The organism is Pseudomonas sp. lyk4-TYG-107, assembly GCF_030209055.1.
Classification (GTDB): Bacteria; Pseudomonadota; Gammaproteobacteria; order Pseudomonadales; family Pseudomonadaceae; genus Aquipseudomonas; species Aquipseudomonas putida_A.
The window spans coordinates 70641-85969 of record NZ_JARVST010000004.1; the positions used below are offsets into that span (position 1 = coordinate 70641).

The 15329-nt window shown below is 59.9% G+C and carries 17 protein-coding genes; 13 read left to right on the top strand and 4 right to left on the bottom strand.

Annotated elements, in window-relative coordinates:
- The first annotated feature begins 271 nt into the window (after positions 1 to 271).
- The 10 genes from QRN61_RS04355 to QRN61_RS04400 all read left to right on the top strand — a co-directional run bounded on the left by QRN61_RS04355 (position 272) and on the right by QRN61_RS04400 (position 9714).
- Positions 272 to 1021: an electron transfer flavoprotein subunit beta/FixA family protein gene (locus tag QRN61_RS04355; RefSeq protein WP_003226982.1), complete on the top strand. Its 750-nt coding sequence runs from the start codon at positions 272 to 274 to the stop codon at positions 1019 to 1021.
- A gap of 2 nt (positions 1022 to 1023) precedes the next feature.
- Positions 1024 to 1953: an electron transfer flavoprotein subunit alpha/FixB family protein gene (locus QRN61_RS04360; RefSeq protein ID WP_007961977.1), complete on the top strand. Its 930-nt coding sequence runs from the start codon at positions 1024 to 1026 to the stop codon at positions 1951 to 1953.
- Positions 1954 to 2033: 80 nt separating this feature from the next.
- The gene (locus tag QRN61_RS04365; RefSeq protein WP_285373307.1) at positions 2034 to 2855 is read left to right on the top strand and encodes a substrate-binding periplasmic protein; all 822 of its coding nucleotides are present in this window, start codon (positions 2034 to 2036) and stop codon (positions 2853 to 2855) included.
- A 9-nt stretch (positions 2856 to 2864) separates the two neighbouring features.
- Positions 2865 to 3221, top strand: coding sequence for a DUF4398 domain-containing protein (locus QRN61_RS04370; RefSeq protein ID WP_027612390.1), 357 nt, complete (start codon positions 2865 to 2867; stop codon positions 3219 to 3221).
- Entirely contained in the window at positions 3218 to 4030 is an 813-nt protein-coding gene (locus tag QRN61_RS04375) for an OmpA family protein (protein ID WP_027612391.1), read from the top strand. The genes QRN61_RS04370 and QRN61_RS04375 overlap by 4 nt, the downstream gene beginning before the upstream one ends.
- 201 nt (positions 4031 to 4231) lie before the next feature.
- Entirely contained in the window at positions 4232 to 5671 is a 1440-nt protein-coding gene (locus tag QRN61_RS04380; protein WP_003226969.1) for an aminotransferase-like domain-containing protein, read from the top strand.
- A gap of 78 nt (positions 5672 to 5749) precedes the next feature.
- Positions 5750 to 6241 carry a translation initiation factor 2 gene (locus tag QRN61_RS04385; RefSeq protein ID WP_285373310.1) on the top strand — a complete coding sequence of 164 codons (492 nt, stop codon included), beginning with the start codon at positions 5750 to 5752 and terminating at the stop codon, positions 6239 to 6241.
- Positions 6242 to 6406: 165 nt separating this feature from the next.
- Positions 6407 to 6661: a YkgJ family cysteine cluster protein gene (locus QRN61_RS04390; protein WP_027612393.1), complete on the top strand. Its 255-nt coding sequence runs from the start codon at positions 6407 to 6409 to the stop codon at positions 6659 to 6661.
- A gap of 41 nt (positions 6662 to 6702) precedes the next feature.
- Positions 6703 to 7308, top strand: coding sequence for an START domain-containing protein (locus QRN61_RS04395; RefSeq protein WP_027612394.1), 606 nt, complete (start codon positions 6703 to 6705; stop codon positions 7306 to 7308).
- A gap of 312 nt (positions 7309 to 7620) precedes the next feature.
- Positions 7621 to 9714: an LTA synthase family protein gene (locus QRN61_RS04400; RefSeq protein WP_027612395.1), complete on the top strand. Its 2094-nt coding sequence runs from the start codon at positions 7621 to 7623 to the stop codon at positions 9712 to 9714.
- A gap of 55 nt (positions 9715 to 9769) precedes the next feature.
- On the opposite strand, the gene QRN61_RS04405 is transcribed toward QRN61_RS04400, so the two are convergent.
- Positions 9770 to 9928 carry a DUF3309 family protein gene (locus tag QRN61_RS04405; RefSeq protein ID WP_169432680.1) on the bottom strand — a complete coding sequence of 53 codons (159 nt, stop codon included), beginning with the start codon at positions 9926 to 9928 and terminating at the stop codon, positions 9770 to 9772.
- Between the two features lie 323 nt (positions 9929 to 10251).
- Between QRN61_RS04405 and QRN61_RS04410 the strand changes: the two genes are divergently transcribed.
- The 3 genes from QRN61_RS04410 to csrA all read left to right on the top strand — a co-directional run bounded on the left by QRN61_RS04410 (position 10252) and on the right by csrA (position 11795).
- Positions 10252 to 11067, top strand: a complete 816-nt coding sequence (locus QRN61_RS04410; protein ID WP_285373312.1) for an SDR family oxidoreductase — start codon at positions 10252 to 10254, stop codon at positions 11065 to 11067.
- Between the two features lie 63 nt (positions 11068 to 11130).
- A complete protein-coding gene (locus QRN61_RS04415; protein WP_003226957.1) occupies positions 11131 to 11463 on the top strand; it encodes a YnfA family protein in 333 nt (110 codons plus the stop codon).
- 146 nt (positions 11464 to 11609) lie between these two features.
- The gene (gene csrA / locus QRN61_RS04420; RefSeq protein WP_027612397.1) at positions 11610 to 11795 is read left to right on the top strand and encodes a carbon storage regulator CsrA; all 186 of its coding nucleotides are present in this window, start codon (positions 11610 to 11612) and stop codon (positions 11793 to 11795) included.
- On the opposite strand, the gene QRN61_RS04425 is transcribed toward csrA, so the two are convergent.
- From QRN61_RS04425 to ngg, 3 genes are all read right to left on the bottom strand, one after another.
- On the bottom strand, positions 11792 to 12019 hold the full coding sequence (locus QRN61_RS04425) for a YheU family protein (RefSeq protein ID WP_003192759.1): 228 nt from the start codon (positions 12017 to 12019) through the stop codon (positions 11792 to 11794). The genes csrA and QRN61_RS04425 overlap by 4 nt on opposite strands.
- Positions 12020 to 12221: 202 nt before the next feature.
- On the bottom strand, positions 12222 to 13412 hold the full coding sequence (locus tag QRN61_RS04430; protein ID WP_150368286.1) for an osmoprotectant NAGGN system M42 family peptidase: 1191 nt from the start codon (positions 13410 to 13412) through the stop codon (positions 12222 to 12224).
- A gap of 165 nt (positions 13413 to 13577) precedes the next feature.
- On the bottom strand, positions 13578 to 15326 hold the full coding sequence (ngg, locus tag QRN61_RS04435; RefSeq protein ID WP_285373313.1) for an N-acetylglutaminylglutamine synthetase: 1749 nt from the start codon (positions 15324 to 15326) through the stop codon (positions 13578 to 13580).
- Positions 15327 to 15329: the final 3 nt, after the last annotated feature.

Consider the following 15329-nt stretch of genomic DNA (forward strand, 5'->3'; position numbering starts at 1 on the left):
GTCAAGATACGGGCGGTTTTGCGCTCGCCGTAGGCAGACTGGCGGTTTCAAGAGCACCTCTAAAGACAGGGCACAGGCAGTACAAGGTGATGCGCAGCGCAAGTCCGGCGCGCAGTTTACACACCGTGCGATTCAATGACTTGTTGGTCACCACTGACGAACGGTCATCGCCCCCCGCCGGCGTTTTTAGAGGTGCCCTTGTGCCCGATGAGCATCAACCGCCAGGTTCGCCTAGGCGACTTTCTTTTCACCGGAGAGTAACGAGGAATCCATGAAGGTTCTTGTAGCTGTCAAACGCGTTGTGGATTACAACGTCAAGGTCCGCGTCAAGGCGGACAATTCCGGCGTAGACCTCGCCAACGTCAAGATGTCGATGAACCCGTTCTGCGAAATCGCAGTGGAAGAAGCCGTACGCCTGAAAGAGAAAGGTGTTGCGACTGAAATCGTCGTCGTCTCCATCGGCCCGTCCACCGCTCAGGAACAGCTGCGTACCGCACTGGCTCTGGGTGCCGACCGCGCCATCCTCGTCGAATCCGCTGAAGACCTGACTTCGCTGGCCGTGGCCAAGCTGCTCAAGGCTGTGGTCGACAAGGAACAGCCTCAACTGGTGATCCTGGGCAAACAGGCGATCGACAGCGACAACAACCAGACCGGCCAGATGCTCGCTGCACTGAGCGGCTACGGTCAGGGCACTTTCGCCTCGAAAGTCGAAGTCTCCGGCGACAGCGTTGCCGTGACCCGCGAAATCGACGGCGGCGCGCAGACCGTTTCCCTGAAACTGCCAGCGATCGTCACCACCGACCTGCGTTTGAACGAGCCGCGCTACGCGTCTCTGCCAAACATCATGAAAGCCAAGAAGAAGCCTCTCGAAGTGCTGACTCCGGACGCTTTGGGCGTTTCCACCGCCTCCACCAACAAGACCCTGAAAGTCGAAGCGCCGGCTGCACGCAGCGCAGGCATCAAGGTCAAGTCGGTGGCTGAACTGGTCGAGAAACTGAAAAACGAAGCGAAGGTAATCTAATCATGACTATCTTGGTAATCGCCGAACACGACAACAAGGTGCTGGCCCCGGCCACACTGAACACCGTGGCTGCTGCTGCCAAAATCGGCGGCGACATTCACGTGCTGGTTGCCGGTCAGGGCGCTGGCGCCGTGGCCGAGGCCGCTGCGAAAATCGCTGGCGTGAGCAAAGTCCTGAACGCTGACAATGCCGCTTACGCGCATCAGCTGCCGGAAAACGTCGCTCCTCTGGTTGCAGAGCTGGGCAAGGGCTACAGCCACATCCTGGCTGCCGCCACGTCCAACGGCAAAAACATCCTGCCGCGCGTTGCCGCTGCACTGGACGTTGACCAGATCTCCGAGATCATCTCGGTAGAAAGCGCCGATACTTTCAAGCGTCCGATCTACGCCGGTAACGCCATCGCTACCGTGCAATCGACCGCTGCGATCAAAGTGATCACCGTGCGTGCCACCGGTTTCGACCCGGTTGCCGCTGAAGGTGGTTCGGCGGCTGTTGAAGCGGTTGCTGCTGCGCACGACGCCGGCACTTCCAGCTTCGTCAGTGAAGAACTGGCCAAGTCCGATCGTCCTGAGCTGACCGCTGCCAAGATCGTCGTTTCCGGCGGCCGCGGCATGCAGAACGGTGACAACTTCAAACACCTGTACGCCCTGGCCGACAAGCTGGGCGCAGCCGTCGGTGCTTCGCGCGCCGCGGTCGACGCAGGTTTCGTACCGAACGACATGCAGGTCGGTCAGACCGGCAAGATCGTTGCGCCACAGCTGTACATCGCGGTCGGTATCTCCGGCGCGATCCAGCATTTGGCCGGCATGAAAGACTCCAAAGTGATCGTCGCGATCAACAAGGACGAAGAAGCGCCGATCTTCCAGGTGGCCGATTACGGTCTGGTGGCGGATCTGTTCGAAGCGGTACCTGAGTTGGAGAAGCTGGTCTAATCCGGCAGCTTCACTTATAAAGAGCCCGGCCTTATGGTCGGGCTTTTTTTTGTCTCGAATTTGCGTGGGAGTGTTTTGCCATGGATCTGCGCCGCGGGTTGTTATTGGGATTGATCCTGTTACCGGGGATGGCTGCGGCCGCCGGCAAATGCGAGCGCCTTGTCGTCACCGGCAGCCCGGATGCGCCGCCGTACCTGTGGCAGGATCCACAGAATCCCAAGCACTTGATCGGCGCCAGTGCCGACCTGTTGCAGCAAGTGGCCAAGGATCTGGGGATCAAGGTCGAGCTGCTCTACGCCGGCAAACGCGCGCAGGCCCTTGATGAAGTACGCAGCGGGCGCATGGACATGCTGGCCGACACGCCTCTGATGTTCAACGAGCTGGAAAACCTCGACTACATCTATCCGCCGTTGCTGGAAAACGACTATCTGGTGTGGACGCGCAAAGGCTCGACGCTGGTCTACAGCGAAGCCAAAGACCTGCAAGGGCACACCGGCGGGCTGTCGGAAAAGTCTCGGATGACCCAGGCATTCGGCACTTTCGCCGAGCAGAATCTGACCCTGACCCGGACGGCAAACCTCACTCAGGCCTTTCAGAAACTTCTGCTGGGTGAAGTGGAATACGTACTCGCCGGGCGCTACTCGGGCATGGCCGCCGCGCAGGCATTGGGCATGGCCAATGATCTCCTGGCGTTCGAGCAACCGATTGACCGACCGGGACTGTTCCTCGCGGTTTCGCACAACTCGGCCTGCAACGATCCGTGGTTGCGCGGACAGCTCGCTAAAAAGATGACAGAATTGCCCGCGTCCGGACTGACCGAAGCCGCGCTGCAACGCAACATCGAGCGCTGGAAGGCTCAGCAGCAACAGCCGCAGCCACCTGTCAGTGCCCCAAAACAGTAGGGATTCTTAGTGAGTATTCGACCTCTTTTCGCGGCCATGGCCGTTCTGGCCCTGGCCGGCTGCGCCAACGATCCTGCGCCCAATGAGCAAATGCGCCTGACCGAGCAGGCCATCACCCAGGCCAAAGCTGTCGGTGCGACCGCCGATGAAATGCCGGAAATGAAACTGGCCGAAGACAAGTTCAACCGGGCCAAGGGCAACATGACCGACGAGTCTTTCAAGAACGCCCGCATGCGCGCCGAACAGGCCGAGCTGGACGCACGTCTGGCAGAAGCGAAGGTGTTGACGCAAAAGAGCGAAGAGCAACTGAACGTGCTCAACACCCGCATCATCCGTCTGCGCAAGCAACTGGGAGATGCCCAATGAGCCTCAAGTCCAAAGCCCTCGGCGGTTTGCTTCTGGCCGGTTGCGCGAGCCTCTATGGTTGCGCCGGTCAACACGGTGAGGCCGCATTGCAACAGGCCGGCAGTGATTTCCAGAAGGTCAAGGAAGATTCCAACGTGCTGCGTATCGCGCCCAAGGATGTGATCCGCGCCGGTGAGTCGCTGGCCCGTGCCGATCGCCTGTCGACCTATTGGGGCAGTGGCTCGGACGTGGTGCATTACGCCTACCTGAGTCAGCGCTATAGCGAAATCGCCCGCGAACACACCAATCTGGTGCTCAACGAAGAGCGCGCGGCGAAGCTCGAGCTGGAACGCCAGCGCCTGCAACTGGCCCTGCGTGAGTCCAAACTGCTGAGCGTGCAGCAGCAGGGCAAGTGGCTCGAGGAGCAGATCGTTGCGCTGGCCACCACGCAAACCGATCGCGGTCTGGTCATGACCTTGGGCGACGTGCTGTTCGACACCGGCGAAGCGGAGCTGAAAAACTCGGCCAACCGCGTGGTGCTGAAGATCGTGCAGTTCCTGCAGCTCAACCCGAAACGCGTGGTGCGCATCGAGGGCTACACCGACAGCACCGGCGGCAAGCAGGAAAACCTCAAGCTGTCGCGTGATCGTGCGCAGGCGGTGGCCGATGTGCTGATGGACCTGGGTATCGAGGACAAGCGGATTCAGGTCGAAGGTTACGGCGACGAATACCCGGTGGACGTCAACGCTTCCGAGCGTGGGCGAGCACAGAACCGTCGGGTGGAAATTGTGTTCTCCGACGAAAAAGGCCAGCTCGGCGCCGCCCGCTGAGGGCTGCGTCTCTGGAAAGCCCGGCCTGTCATGCAGCGCCGGGCTTTTTTACGTCTGTCGAATAGCACGCAAATCCGTACAGTTGTAGCTGACACTGCACTGTACGGTCGACTATGGTGGCAACTGTCCCAGTACACTTCTAAACTGTTCCGGTATTGTTTCACACAAGAATAAAATGCCCGTGAAATCGAGTGCTGCGTCATGACCAACCTCTTGCTCTACCAACGTATTGCTCAACAGCTGGCGGAAGACATCCGGCGCGGTGTCTATCAGCCCGGAGAACGCGTGCCGTCGGTGCGCAAGATGAGTTCGCAGCTCAATGTCAGCCATGCAACGGTGTTGCAGGCTTACGCCAACCTCGAAGATCAGGGCCTGATCCGTGCACGGCCGCAGTCCGGTTACTACGTGCACCAGACCCCGGCACTGACAGCGCCGACCCCGGACATCGCCCGGGTCGAGCGGCCAGGACTGGTCACCCGCGCCAGCATCATTCAGCAAGTGTTGGTCGAATCGCGGCGCGAAGGGGTGTTCCCGTTGGGCGCTGCGGTGCCGAGTGTCGATTACCTCCCGGTGCGCGCGCTGCATCAACAACTGGCCAAGGTCACCCGATTCCATAGCCCACGCGCGTTCAGTTACATGTTCAGCCCGGGTTTTGAACCGCTGCGTCGGCAAGTGGCGATCCGCATGCGCGATGCCGGGGTCGTCGTCGATCCTTCAGAAGTGGTGATCACCCACGGGTGTGTCGATGCGCTGCAGATGTCGCTGCGGGTGCTGACCCGTCCGGGCGACCTGATCGCCGCCGAATCGCCAACCTATTACGGTCTACTGCAACTGGCCGACCTGCTGGGCCTGAAAGTGATCGAGATCCCCAGCGATCCGGCCACCGGCATGAGCCTCGAAGCCTTGCAACTGGCGGCGAACCAATGGTCGATCAAAGCCTTGGTTCTGACCACTCGCCTGAGCAATCCCCTGGGCGGCACCATGCCGGAAGAGCGGCAGAAACAACTGCTGCGCCTGGCTTCGGACTTCGATATCCAGATCGTCGAAGACGACATCTATGGCGAGTTGATGTTCGAACAGGGCCGCACCAAAGCCCTCAAGGCCTACGATCGACTGGATCGGGTGATCTACTGCTCGAGCTTTTCCAAGACGTTGTCGCCGGGTGTGCGCGTCGGCTGGATGATCGCCGGCAAGTATCAGCAGGAAATCCAGCGTCTGCAGACCTTCACCACGCATTCGGCGTGCAGCGTCACGCAAATGGCGATTGCCGCTTATCTGGAAAATGGCGGTTATGACCGGCATTTACGGTACATCCGCCAGGAATACCGAAAAAACCTCAGCGCGTTCCAGTTGGCGGTGCAGCAGTACTTCCCCGAAGGCACGCAAATGACCCGGCCCACGGGCGGTTTCATTCTCTGGGTGAGTCTGCCGGGCAGGGTCAATACCCAGGAATTGCACGTCCGCGCCTTGCAGCAGGGCATCAGTATTGCGCCGGGGCTGATCTTCAGTAATACCGAGCAGTTCAACCACTGCATCCGCCTGAACTGCGGCACGCCGTGGAATCGCGAGGCGGAAAGGGCGCTGATGACCCTCGGTTTGCTGGCGACTCAACTGTGTCAGGAAACCGCAGGCGGTTTCTGAACGAGTGGCGCACCGTGCTTGTCTTGTGACGCTCAACAGGCGAGCATATGGCCCTCTGCCGTTAGTGTTGTGGGGCTCATGAAAGCGATTTTGCCTGCTGCCTGGATTTTGCTTGGTGTGTTGACGATGGGCCATGCGCCCGGTGTCATGGCAGCCGCCGTTCAGGAAAAGCCTGCGGCGTCAGCTGCGGCGAGTAAAACGGGCAGCAACAAAGCCGTTGCGGACAAGAAAGCTCAGACGAAGAAAGCCCCGCAGAAGAAAGCGGCCCCGGTGAAGAAGCGGGCCCCGATTGCCTCCAAGTCAAAACCGGCCAGTGAAGTGGCTAAAACCAGACTGCCGCCGGCCAAACTGGACCTGAGCCTGCCCAAAGACATGGTCCAGCAGCTCAAACCTGCCGGTACCGTGCCGATGCCCAAACACGACGCGATCCTGCCGCAGATGTTTGGCGAGAAGAACAGCGGCTTCCAGCTCAATGGCCGCCTGCTCAGCAATGAAATGCAGTTGCAGCTGCGCAACGAAGAGCGCCGCGAAGTCGAAGGCGCAGCGCTGGATTTCGAGTTCAAGCAATAAATTCAATCGAGCCGTGACCCGCGAACCAGACGCTTTGTCGGAGACTGGTCAGTCACATTCAGTTATCGGTAAAAACCCCGGTCCAGGGAATTTGAAACAACCGTTTTAGCGGTTACTCTGTCCGTGTCTCTTTAACACATTGCCCGTCGCGAGGACTTGCTCGTCATGAAATGCCGTGAAGGCTGTGGCGCTTGCTGCATTGCCCCGTCCATCAGCTCTGCCATTCCGGGCATGCCCAACGGCAAACCTGCCGGCGAACGTTGCGTGCAACTCTCGGTCGAAAACCTGTGCAGCATTTTCGGCCAGCCGGAGCGCCCGGCGGTCTGTTCGGGATTTGCCGCCGATGTCGAAGTCTGCGGCAGCAGCTCGGAAGAAGCGATCAGGTTGATCGGTTGGTGGGAGCAGATGACGGCGGCGTGATGTGTCAAACGAACGGAACTTCAACAATAAGGAATAAGACTATGGGTTCGCTGCATCGTATCGCTGTGTTGTGTGGTTTGACCGCTGTGCTGGCTACTTCGATGGCTCAGGCCGAAGACTGGAAGGTCGCCAAGGAACAGGACGGGATCAAGGTCTCGCTGGCCGAAGTGCCGGGTTCCGATTACAAGTCCTATCAGGGTGTTGCCCTGATGAAGACCACCGTTGCCAAACTGCGTGCCTTGCAGGAAGACGTGGCCGGAGCCTGCGCCTGGATTCACGAATGCAAAACCCAGAAACTGCTCAAGCACGAGGGCGATCAGAGCTGGACCTACACCCAGTTCAATACGCCGTGGCCAGTGACCCCACGTGATTCGGTGTTGCACATCACCACCGTTGAGGGCGCCGATGGCAGCCTGACCCGCAACCTCGAAGGCGTGCCGAAGTACCTTCCCGAAGAGAAAGGCTTTGTCCGTGTCGCTCAGGTCAAAGGGTTCTGGAAGTTCGTACCCAAAGGTGATCAAGTCGAAGTGACCTATCAGGTGCACACTGAGCCCGGCGGCAGCGTGCCGAGCATGATCGCCAACAAGTTCGTGGTCGATGCGCCGTTCAATACGCTGAAAGCCCTGAAAGAACGCGCCGAGAAGTAATTCTTCGCGCTGACAGCAAAACGCCCCGACCGAATCGGGGCGTTTTGTTTTGTCGTTATATTGTGTTTCCAGATATGCGTTGGACGAAATTTTCACAAAGTGTTCCAGACAATTCGCCCGCGCAACTCGGTTTGTCCCCCGTCCGAATGCTTGTATGAAAGAGTCGGGCAATGGGGCAGTAATCAATGGCAATGCTGCCGTTGATCGTGCAACATTTGCGCACCGCGCACGCCCCGGGGCCTGGAATGGCCAAAAGAGGGCATGGCGCCGCTGTATTTTGCAACTTCAACTTCCAATGGGTCCTAAAACGACATGGCAAACCCGGACGCCCTGAATCAGCAGCGATCTTCCACTCGCCTGCTGCAACCGACCGTCAAATCGCATCTGGCCTACACGTTGCTGTGTGCCCTGGTCATGATGGTGATGTTTTCCGTGCTGCGCCTCGCGCTGCTGGTCTACAACCGCGAGATGATCCTCGATACCCCGGCTTCGACCTTCCTCGAAGCCTTCGCCAACGGCCTGCGTTTCGACCTGCGCCTGGTGGTCTACGTCTGCGTTCCACTGGTGCTGGCACTGTTCAGCGCCCGTGCAATGGCTGCGCGTGGCTTCTTCCGTCTATGGCTGACCGTGGCGTCCAGCATCGCGCTGTTCCTCGGCCTGATGGAAATGGACTTCTACCGCGAGTTCCACCAGCGCCTCAATGGTCTGGTGTTCCAGTACGTGAAGGAAGACCCGAAAACCGTGATGAGCATGCTCTGGTACGGTTTCCCGGTAGTGCGTTACCTGCTGGCGTGGGTCATCGGCACCGTGATCCTGACTCTGGCCTTCAAGGGCGCCGACCGTGCGACCCGTCCACGCGGCCCGTTCAGCGGCGGCAACGTCGGCACCCGTCAGGTGGCGCCGTGGTACACCCGCCTGGCGGTGTTCGTGGTCTGCCTGCTGATCTGCGTCGTGGCCGCCCGTGGCACCCTGCGTCAGGGCCCGCCGCTGCGCTGGGGTGACGTGTACACCACCGAATCGAACTTCGCCAACCAGCTCGGCCTCAACGGCACGCTGTCGCTGATCGCCGCCGCCAAGGACCGCATGGGCGAGGACCGCGATAACATCTGGAAAGCCACCCTGCCGCAGGAACAGGCGCAGAAAGTGGTGCGCGAGATGCTGGTGATGCCGGACGACAAACTGGTCGATGCCGACATCGCTGCCGTGCGTCGTGACTACACGCCGCCGGCCGACAAGACCCTGCCGATCAAGAACGTAGTCGTGATCCTGATGGAAAGCATGGCCGGTCACTCGGTCGGCGCCCTGGGCGCACCGGGCAACATCACACCTTACCTCGACAAACTGTCGAAGGAAGGCCTGCTGTTCGACCGCTTCTTCTCCAACGGCACCCATACCCACCAGGGCATGTTTGCGACCATGGCGTGCTTCCCGAACCTGCCAGGTTTCGAATACCTGATGCAGACCCCGGAAGGCAGCCACAAGCTGTCCGGTCTGCCGCAGCTGCTCAGCGCGCGCAAGTATGACGACGTATATGTCTACAACGGCGACTTCGCCTGGGACAACCAGTCGGGCTTCTTCAGTAACCAGGGCATGACCAACTTCGTTGGCCGTAACGACTTCGTCAATCCGGTGTTCTCCGATCCGACCTGGGGCGTGTCCGACCAGGACATGTTCGACCGTGGTCTGCAGGAGCTGAAGGCACGGGAAAACGGCAAGCCGTTCTACGCGCTGCTGCAAACCCTGTCCAACCACACGCCGTACGCCTTGCCGACGCCATTGCCGGTCGAGCGCGTGACCGATCGTGGCAGCCTCAACGAACACCTGACTGCCATGCGTTACGCCGACTGGGCGCTGGGTCAGTTCTTCGAGAAGGCACGCAAAGAGCCGTACTTCAAGGAAACCCTGTTCGTCATCGTCGGTGACCACGGTTTCGGCAACGAACGCCAGATCACCGAAATGGACCTGGGCCGCTTCAACGTGCCGATGCTGATGATCGCCCCGGGCATTCAGGAAAAATTCGGCACCCGTGACCACACCGTGGGTACGCAGATCGACATCGTGCCGACCATCATGGGTCGTCTGGGTGGCGAAGTGCGTCATCAGTGCTGGGGTCGCGACCTGCTGAATCTCCCGGCCGGCGACACCGGTTTCGGTGTGATCAAGCCGTCGGGCAGCGAGCAGACCACCGCCATCGTCACTGCCGACCAGATCCTGGTGCTGCCGAAAGAGAAGGAAATGGCGCCGAAGATCTACCAGTACCAACTGGGCGCGAACCCTTCTGCCGAGATCATTCCGGACGCACCGCGTACCGCCGAACTGAAGCTCAAGCTGGAAGCGTTCCTGCAAACGGCGACCAAGAGTCTGATGGACAACACTGCCGGTGTGATCAACGGCAAGCCGGACTGAAAAACCGCTGCATAAAAAAGAGGCCCCTGAGGGCCTCTTTTTTTGTCTTGGGGTTTTATATCCTGCCAAGTAACAGCAAGACCAACAGCACCACCAACACCACGCCGATAATGCCCGAAGGACCATAACCCCAACTTCTGGAGTGCGGGAAGACCGGCAGACCACCGATCAGCAACAGGATCAGGATAATGATAAGAATTGTGCCCATGTCGATTTCCTTGTTTATAGCGTTCGAGAAGACTTGGTGTTCAAGGGCGACTGGAGGCTAACTAATTCCAGACGGCTTACAAATTCCGACTGGTGCGAATGAAAGAAAATTCAATGTTTTTTTAATGTATTTGGATTACTCGTTTATTTCCTTTAAAGCGCGAGATCAAAAGATCGCAGCCTTCGGCAGCTCCTACAGGGAACTGATGTAGGCGCTGCCGAAGGCTGCGATCTTTTGATCCTGTATTCAGCAATCTGATGGAGCGTGGGTGGCCAGTGTTCCTTCGCTACACTCCGCGCATCTCCTACGGAACAACAAGGCTGTCTGCTATGCAAAATCGCATGATGATCACGGGTGCGGGCTCAGGTTTGGGTCGCGAAATCGCGCTGCGCTGGGCGCGTGAAGGCTGGCACCTGGCCTTGTCCGACGTCAGCGAACCTGGCCTGCAGGAAACCCTGAAGCGGGTGCGCGAGGCCGGTGGTGACGGTTTCACCCAACGTTGCGATGTGCGTGACTACAGCCAGCTCACCGCGTTTGCCCAGGCTTGCGAAGTGAAGCTCGGCGGTATCGATGTCATCGTCAACAACGCCGGTGTGGCGTCCGGCGGGTTCTTCAGCGAACTGTCGCTGGAGGATTGGGACTGGCAGATCGCGATCAACCTGATGGGAGTGGTCAAGGGCTGCAAGGCGTTCCTGCCGCTGCTGGAGCAGAGCAAAGGCAAGATCATCAACATCGCTTCGATGGCTGCACTGATGCAGGGCCCGGCGATGAGCAACTACAACGTGGCCAAGGCCGGTGTAGTGGCGCTGTCGGAAAGTTTGCTGATCGAACTGGCGCAGCAGGAAGTCAGCGTGCATGTGGTCTGCCCGTCGTTCTTCCAGACCAACTTGCTCGACTCGTTCCGTGGTCCGACCCCGGCCATGAAAGCCCAGGTCGGCAAGTTGCTGGAAAGTTCGCCGATCACGGCTGCTGACATTGCAGACTATATCTACCAGCAAGTGGCCGCCGGCGAATTCATGATCCTGCCGCACGAGCAGGGGCGCATGGCCTGGGCGATCAAACAGAAGAACCCGCAACTGATCTACAACGAAATGACCACCATGGCCGATAAAATGCGCGCCAAGGCCAGACAAACCAACGGCTGAACTTGCCCCGAGGATGTTGCGTCGTTAGGGTGGCCGCAATGGTCACCCTGTCGAGACGCATCAATGCTCAATTACCTGTGGTTCTTCCTCGCGGCGCTGTTTGAAATCGCCGGTTGTTTCGCCTTTTTCATGTGGCTGCGTCAGGGCAAAAGTGCCTTGTGGGTGATCCCGGCGCTGCTCAGCCTGACCCTGTTCGCCCTGTTGTTGACCCGCGTCGAAGCGGCTTATGCCGGGCGCGCCTATGCCGCCTATGGCGGGATCTACATCGTCGCGTCGATCGGCTGGCTGGCGGTGGTCGAGCGCGTTCGCCCTTTGGGTTCGGACTGGATCGGCGTGGCGCTGTGCGTGATCGGCGCGAGCGTGATTCTGTTCGGGCCGCGATTTTCCGCGGCTTGAGGCGAGACTGTTTAGCGATTTGCAGGAAACGTCTGACGGGCGCGGCGCTTGTGGGTGTAGGGCAAGACTGAATTGCTCTGCGTGCATTGTCGAGCGGGCGTCCACCGCGCATCTTCAGGGCTGGCTAACCCTGAAGGATAAATTCCATGCTTGTACTCAGCCGTGTAGTGGGCGAGTTGATTTCCATCGGTGACGACATTTCCGTGCGCGTACTGTCAGTCAACGGTTCCAGCGTGCGCTTTGGTGTCGAGGCGCCGCAGAAGGTCAATGTGCACCGTTCTGAAGTCTATCAGCGGATCCAGCGCAAACAGGTCACCGAAAAGGTCCGCTAGTCGAACAGATGCTTGGGCACATCGTGTTTGAGCATCAACTGGCATTGTTCGCTTTCCGGGTCGAAGACGATCAGCGCCTGGCCTTTGGTCAGCGCCTGGCGCACGCGCAGCACGCGGGTTTCCAGCGGTGTGTCATCACCGTTGTCGGTGCCGTCGCGGGTGACGAAGTCCTCGATCAGGCGGGTGAGGGTGTCGACTTCAAGAGCGTCGTAGGGAATCAGCATGGGCACCTCGGCTAAATCAATGACGGGATGCTACGGCGATTGGTGGCTGGCTGCCAGTTTTGTGTAGGCGGGTCTGGCCCCATCGCTGGCAAGCCAGCTCCCACAGAGTTTGTTGATGTACACAAACAGGTGATCCACCTCGAAAACTGTGGGAGCTGGCTTGCCAGCGATGGGGCCAGTCCAGCCACCACAGAACCCCGGATCAACTGTCGGAACGCTGCCCTACCAGACTGTCCACCGACGGCACTCGCGTATCGCTCTCCATCTGTGTCTCATGTTCGATCTGGTGACTGAAGCGATCCAGCGAAGCATTGGCCGGCGCCGCATCGCTGGCAAATACCGGCGGACTCAGAATGTACGCCCCGAGCAAACGACTGAGCGCCGCCAGACTGTCGATGTGCGTACGTTCATAACCATGGGTCGCGTCGCAGCCGAAGGCCAGCAGAGCGGTGCGGATATCGTGCCCGGCAGTGACTGCCGAATGCGCGTCGCTGAAGTAATAGCGGAACAGGTCGCGCCGTACCGGCAGTTCGTTTTCACCGGCCAGACGCAGCAAATGCCGCGACAGGTGATAGTCGTAAGGGCCACCGGAATCCTGCATCGCCACGCTCACCGCGTGTTCGCTGGAGTGCTGGCCGGGCGCGACCGGCGCGATGTCGATACCGACGAATTCGCTGACGTCCCATGGCAATGCCGCCGCCGCACCGCTACCGGTTTCTTCAGTGATGGTGAACAGTGGGTGACAGTCGATCATCAACTCCTGACCGCTCTCGACGATGGCTTTGAGCGCAGCGAGCAATGCCGCAACCCCGGCCTTGTCGTCGAGGTGACGGGCGCTGATGTGGCCGCTCTCGGTGAACTCCGGCAGCGGGTCGAACGCCACCACGTCGCCGACGCTGATGCCCAGCGAGTCGCAATCGGCCTTGGTCGCGCAATACGCATCCAGACGCAATTCGACGTGATCCCAACTGATCGGCATCTCGTCGACGGCGGTGTTGAAGGCGTGCCCGGAGGCCATCAGCGGCAGCACGCTGCCACGAATCACGCCGTTGTCGGTGAACAGGCTGACCCTGCTGCCCTCGGCAAACCGGCTCGACCAGCAACCGACCGGGGCCAGGGTCAGACGACCGTTGTCTTTCACTGCACGCACGGCGGCGCCGATGGTGTCGAGGTGCGCGGAGACAGCGCGGTCAGGGCTGTTTTTCTTGCCCTTGAGGGTGGCGCGAATGGTGCCGCGACGGGTCATCTCGAAAGGGATGCCAAGTTCTTCCAGACGCTCGGCGACGTAGCGCACGATGGTGTCGGTGAACCCGGTAGGGCTGGGAATGGCGAGCATTTCCAGCAGGACTTTTTGCAGGTAGTTCAGATCCGGTTCAGGGATTTGAGTGGTCATGGAAACTCCTGATGAGTTGAGGCGCATCGATGGTTTCGATGAGGGAATTTGTGTTGCCTGTCAGGGCCTCATCGCTGGCAAGCCAGCTCCCACAGTGATTGGGTACACCGATAAACCTGTGGGAGCTGGCTTGCCAGCGATGGGGCCGGTTCAGGCGCTACATGATCAAGAAACAGCCGGCTGACTGTGCGGAAACAACAGATCGACAAATCGCTCTGCCGTCGGCTGCGGCTCGTGATTGGCCAGTCCGGCGCGTTCATTGGCTTCGATAAACACGTACTCGGACTGATCCGCCGCCGGCACCATCAAGTCGAGGCCAACCATTGGAATATCCAGCGCCCGCGCTGCGCGGACGGCGGCATCGACCAGCGTCGGGTGCAGAATTGCCGTGACATCCTCCAGCGTGCCGCCGGTGTGCAGATTGGCCGTGCGACGGACGAACAGGTGCTCGCCCGCCGGCAGGATGCTGCTGTAGTCATACCCGGCCGCGTGCAGGGTGCGTTGGGTTTCGTGATCCAGCGGGATCTTGCTCTCGCCACTGGTAGCGGCTTGCCGACGCCGGCTCTGCGCCTCGATCAATGCACCGATCGAATGATGGCCGTCACCGACCACCTCGGCGGGACGACGAATCGCTGCCGCCACCACTTCAAAACCGATCACCAGAATCCGCAGGTCGAGGCCTTCGTGGAAGCTTTCCAGCAGTACGCGGCTGTCGAAACGCTTGGCGGCTTCGATGGCCTGCTGCACCTCTTCGATGCTCTGTAGATCCACCGCCACGCCCTGGCCTTGTTCACCGTCGAGCGGCTTGACCACCACACGCTGATGCTCGTCAAGAAACGCCAGGTTGTCGTCGGCGTTGCCCGCCAGTTGCTGCGAAGGCAGCTTCAGTCCGACGCCTTTCAACACTTTGTGGGTCAGGCTTTTGTCCTGACACAGACTCATGCTGATCGCGCTGGTCAGGTCGCTCAACGATTCGCGGCAACGTACCCGGCGCCCGCCATGGCTGAGGGTGAACAGCCCGGCTTCGGCATCGTCCACTTGCACATCGATGCCGCGCCGGTGCGCTTCCTCGACGATGATCCGCGCATAAGGGTTGAAGTTGGCTTCCGGCCCGGGCCCGAGGAACAGCGTCTGATTGATACCGTTCTTGCGTTTGATGGCGAAGGTCGAGAGGTTGCGAAAACCGAGTTTGGCGTAGAGGTTCTTGGCCTGACGGTTGTCATGCAGCACCGACAGATCCAGATAACTCAGGCCGCGACTCATAAAGTGTTCGATCAAGTGCCGCACCAGCACTTCACCGACGCCCGGCCGCGAGCACTGCGGATCCACCGCCAGGCACCACAGGCTGCTGCCGTGTTCCGGGTCGTTGAAGGCTTTCTGGTGATTGAGGCCCATGACGCTGCCGATCACCGCGCCACTGTCTTCATCTTCGGCCAGCCAGTACACCGGGCCGCCCTGATGATGCGGAGTCAGGCGCGTGGCATCGATCGGCAACATGCCGCGTGCCTGATACAGCAGATTGATCGCTTGCCAGTCCGCTTCGCTTTGCGCGCGGCGAATGCGGAAGCCGCGAAACACGCGGGTGGCCTGGCGGTAATCGCTGAACCACAGGCGCAGAGTATCGGATGGGTCGAGAAACAGTTGCGTCGGTTCCAGCCCGAGAATCTGCTGCGGTGCGGCGACATAAAGGGCGATATCGCGTTCGCCGGGCTGCTCGTTGAGCAGTTCCTGCGCCAGCGTCGCCGGGTCAGGGAAAGTGTGGCCGATCAGCAGCCGGCCCCAGCCGCAGTGCACGGCGATGGGGTCGGCGCCGAGTTCGCTGCCGTCTTCGGCCAGACGCGCCTGCAAGCGTTCATACGACGGTGTCTGACCGCGTAACAGGCGCTGATTGATCGCTGTGGCGTGAGGTTTCATCAA

Bases quoted from the DNA above. Each gene is read 5' to 3' on its own strand.
- QRN61_RS04355 (WP_003226982.1), top strand. From the start codon at position 272: ATGAAGGTTCTTGTAGCTGTCAAACGCGTTGTGGATTACAACGTCAAG.
- QRN61_RS04360 (WP_007961977.1), top strand. From the start codon at position 1,024: ATGACTATCTTGGTAATCGCCGAACACGACAACAAGGTGCTGGCCCCG.
- QRN61_RS04365 (WP_285373307.1), top strand. From the start codon at position 2,034: ATGGATCTGCGCCGCGGGTTGTTATTGGGATTGATCCTGTTACCGGGG.
- QRN61_RS04375 (WP_027612391.1), top strand. From the start codon at position 3,218: ATGAGCCTCAAGTCCAAAGCCCTCGGCGGTTTGCTTCTGGCCGGTTGC.
- QRN61_RS04380 (WP_003226969.1), top strand. From the start codon at position 4,232: ATGACCAACCTCTTGCTCTACCAACGTATTGCTCAACAGCTGGCGGAA.
- QRN61_RS04385 (WP_285373310.1), top strand. From the start codon at position 5,750: ATGAAAGCGATTTTGCCTGCTGCCTGGATTTTGCTTGGTGTGTTGACG.
- QRN61_RS04390 (WP_027612393.1), top strand. From the start codon at position 6,407: ATGAAATGCCGTGAAGGCTGTGGCGCTTGCTGCATTGCCCCGTCCATC.
- QRN61_RS04395 (WP_027612394.1), top strand. From the start codon at position 6,703: ATGGGTTCGCTGCATCGTATCGCTGTGTTGTGTGGTTTGACCGCTGTG.
- QRN61_RS04400 (WP_027612395.1), top strand. From the start codon at position 7,621: ATGGCAAACCCGGACGCCCTGAATCAGCAGCGATCTTCCACTCGCCTG.
- QRN61_RS04410 (WP_285373312.1), top strand. From the start codon at position 10,252: ATGCAAAATCGCATGATGATCACGGGTGCGGGCTCAGGTTTGGGTCGC.
- QRN61_RS04415 (WP_003226957.1), top strand. From the start codon at position 11,131: ATGCTCAATTACCTGTGGTTCTTCCTCGCGGCGCTGTTTGAAATCGCC.
- csrA (WP_027612397.1), top strand. From the start codon at position 11,610: ATGCTTGTACTCAGCCGTGTAGTGGGCGAGTTGATTTCCATCGGTGAC.
- QRN61_RS04425 (WP_003192759.1), bottom strand. From the start codon at position 12,019: ATGCTGATTCCCTACGACGCTCTTGAAGTCGACACCCTCACCCGCCTG.
- QRN61_RS04430 (WP_150368286.1), bottom strand. From the start codon at position 13,412: ATGACCACTCAAATCCCTGAACCGGATCTGAACTACCTGCAAAAAGTC.
- ngg (WP_285373313.1), bottom strand. From the start codon at position 15,326: ATGAAACCTCACGCCACAGCGATCAATCAGCGCCTGTTACGCGGTCAG.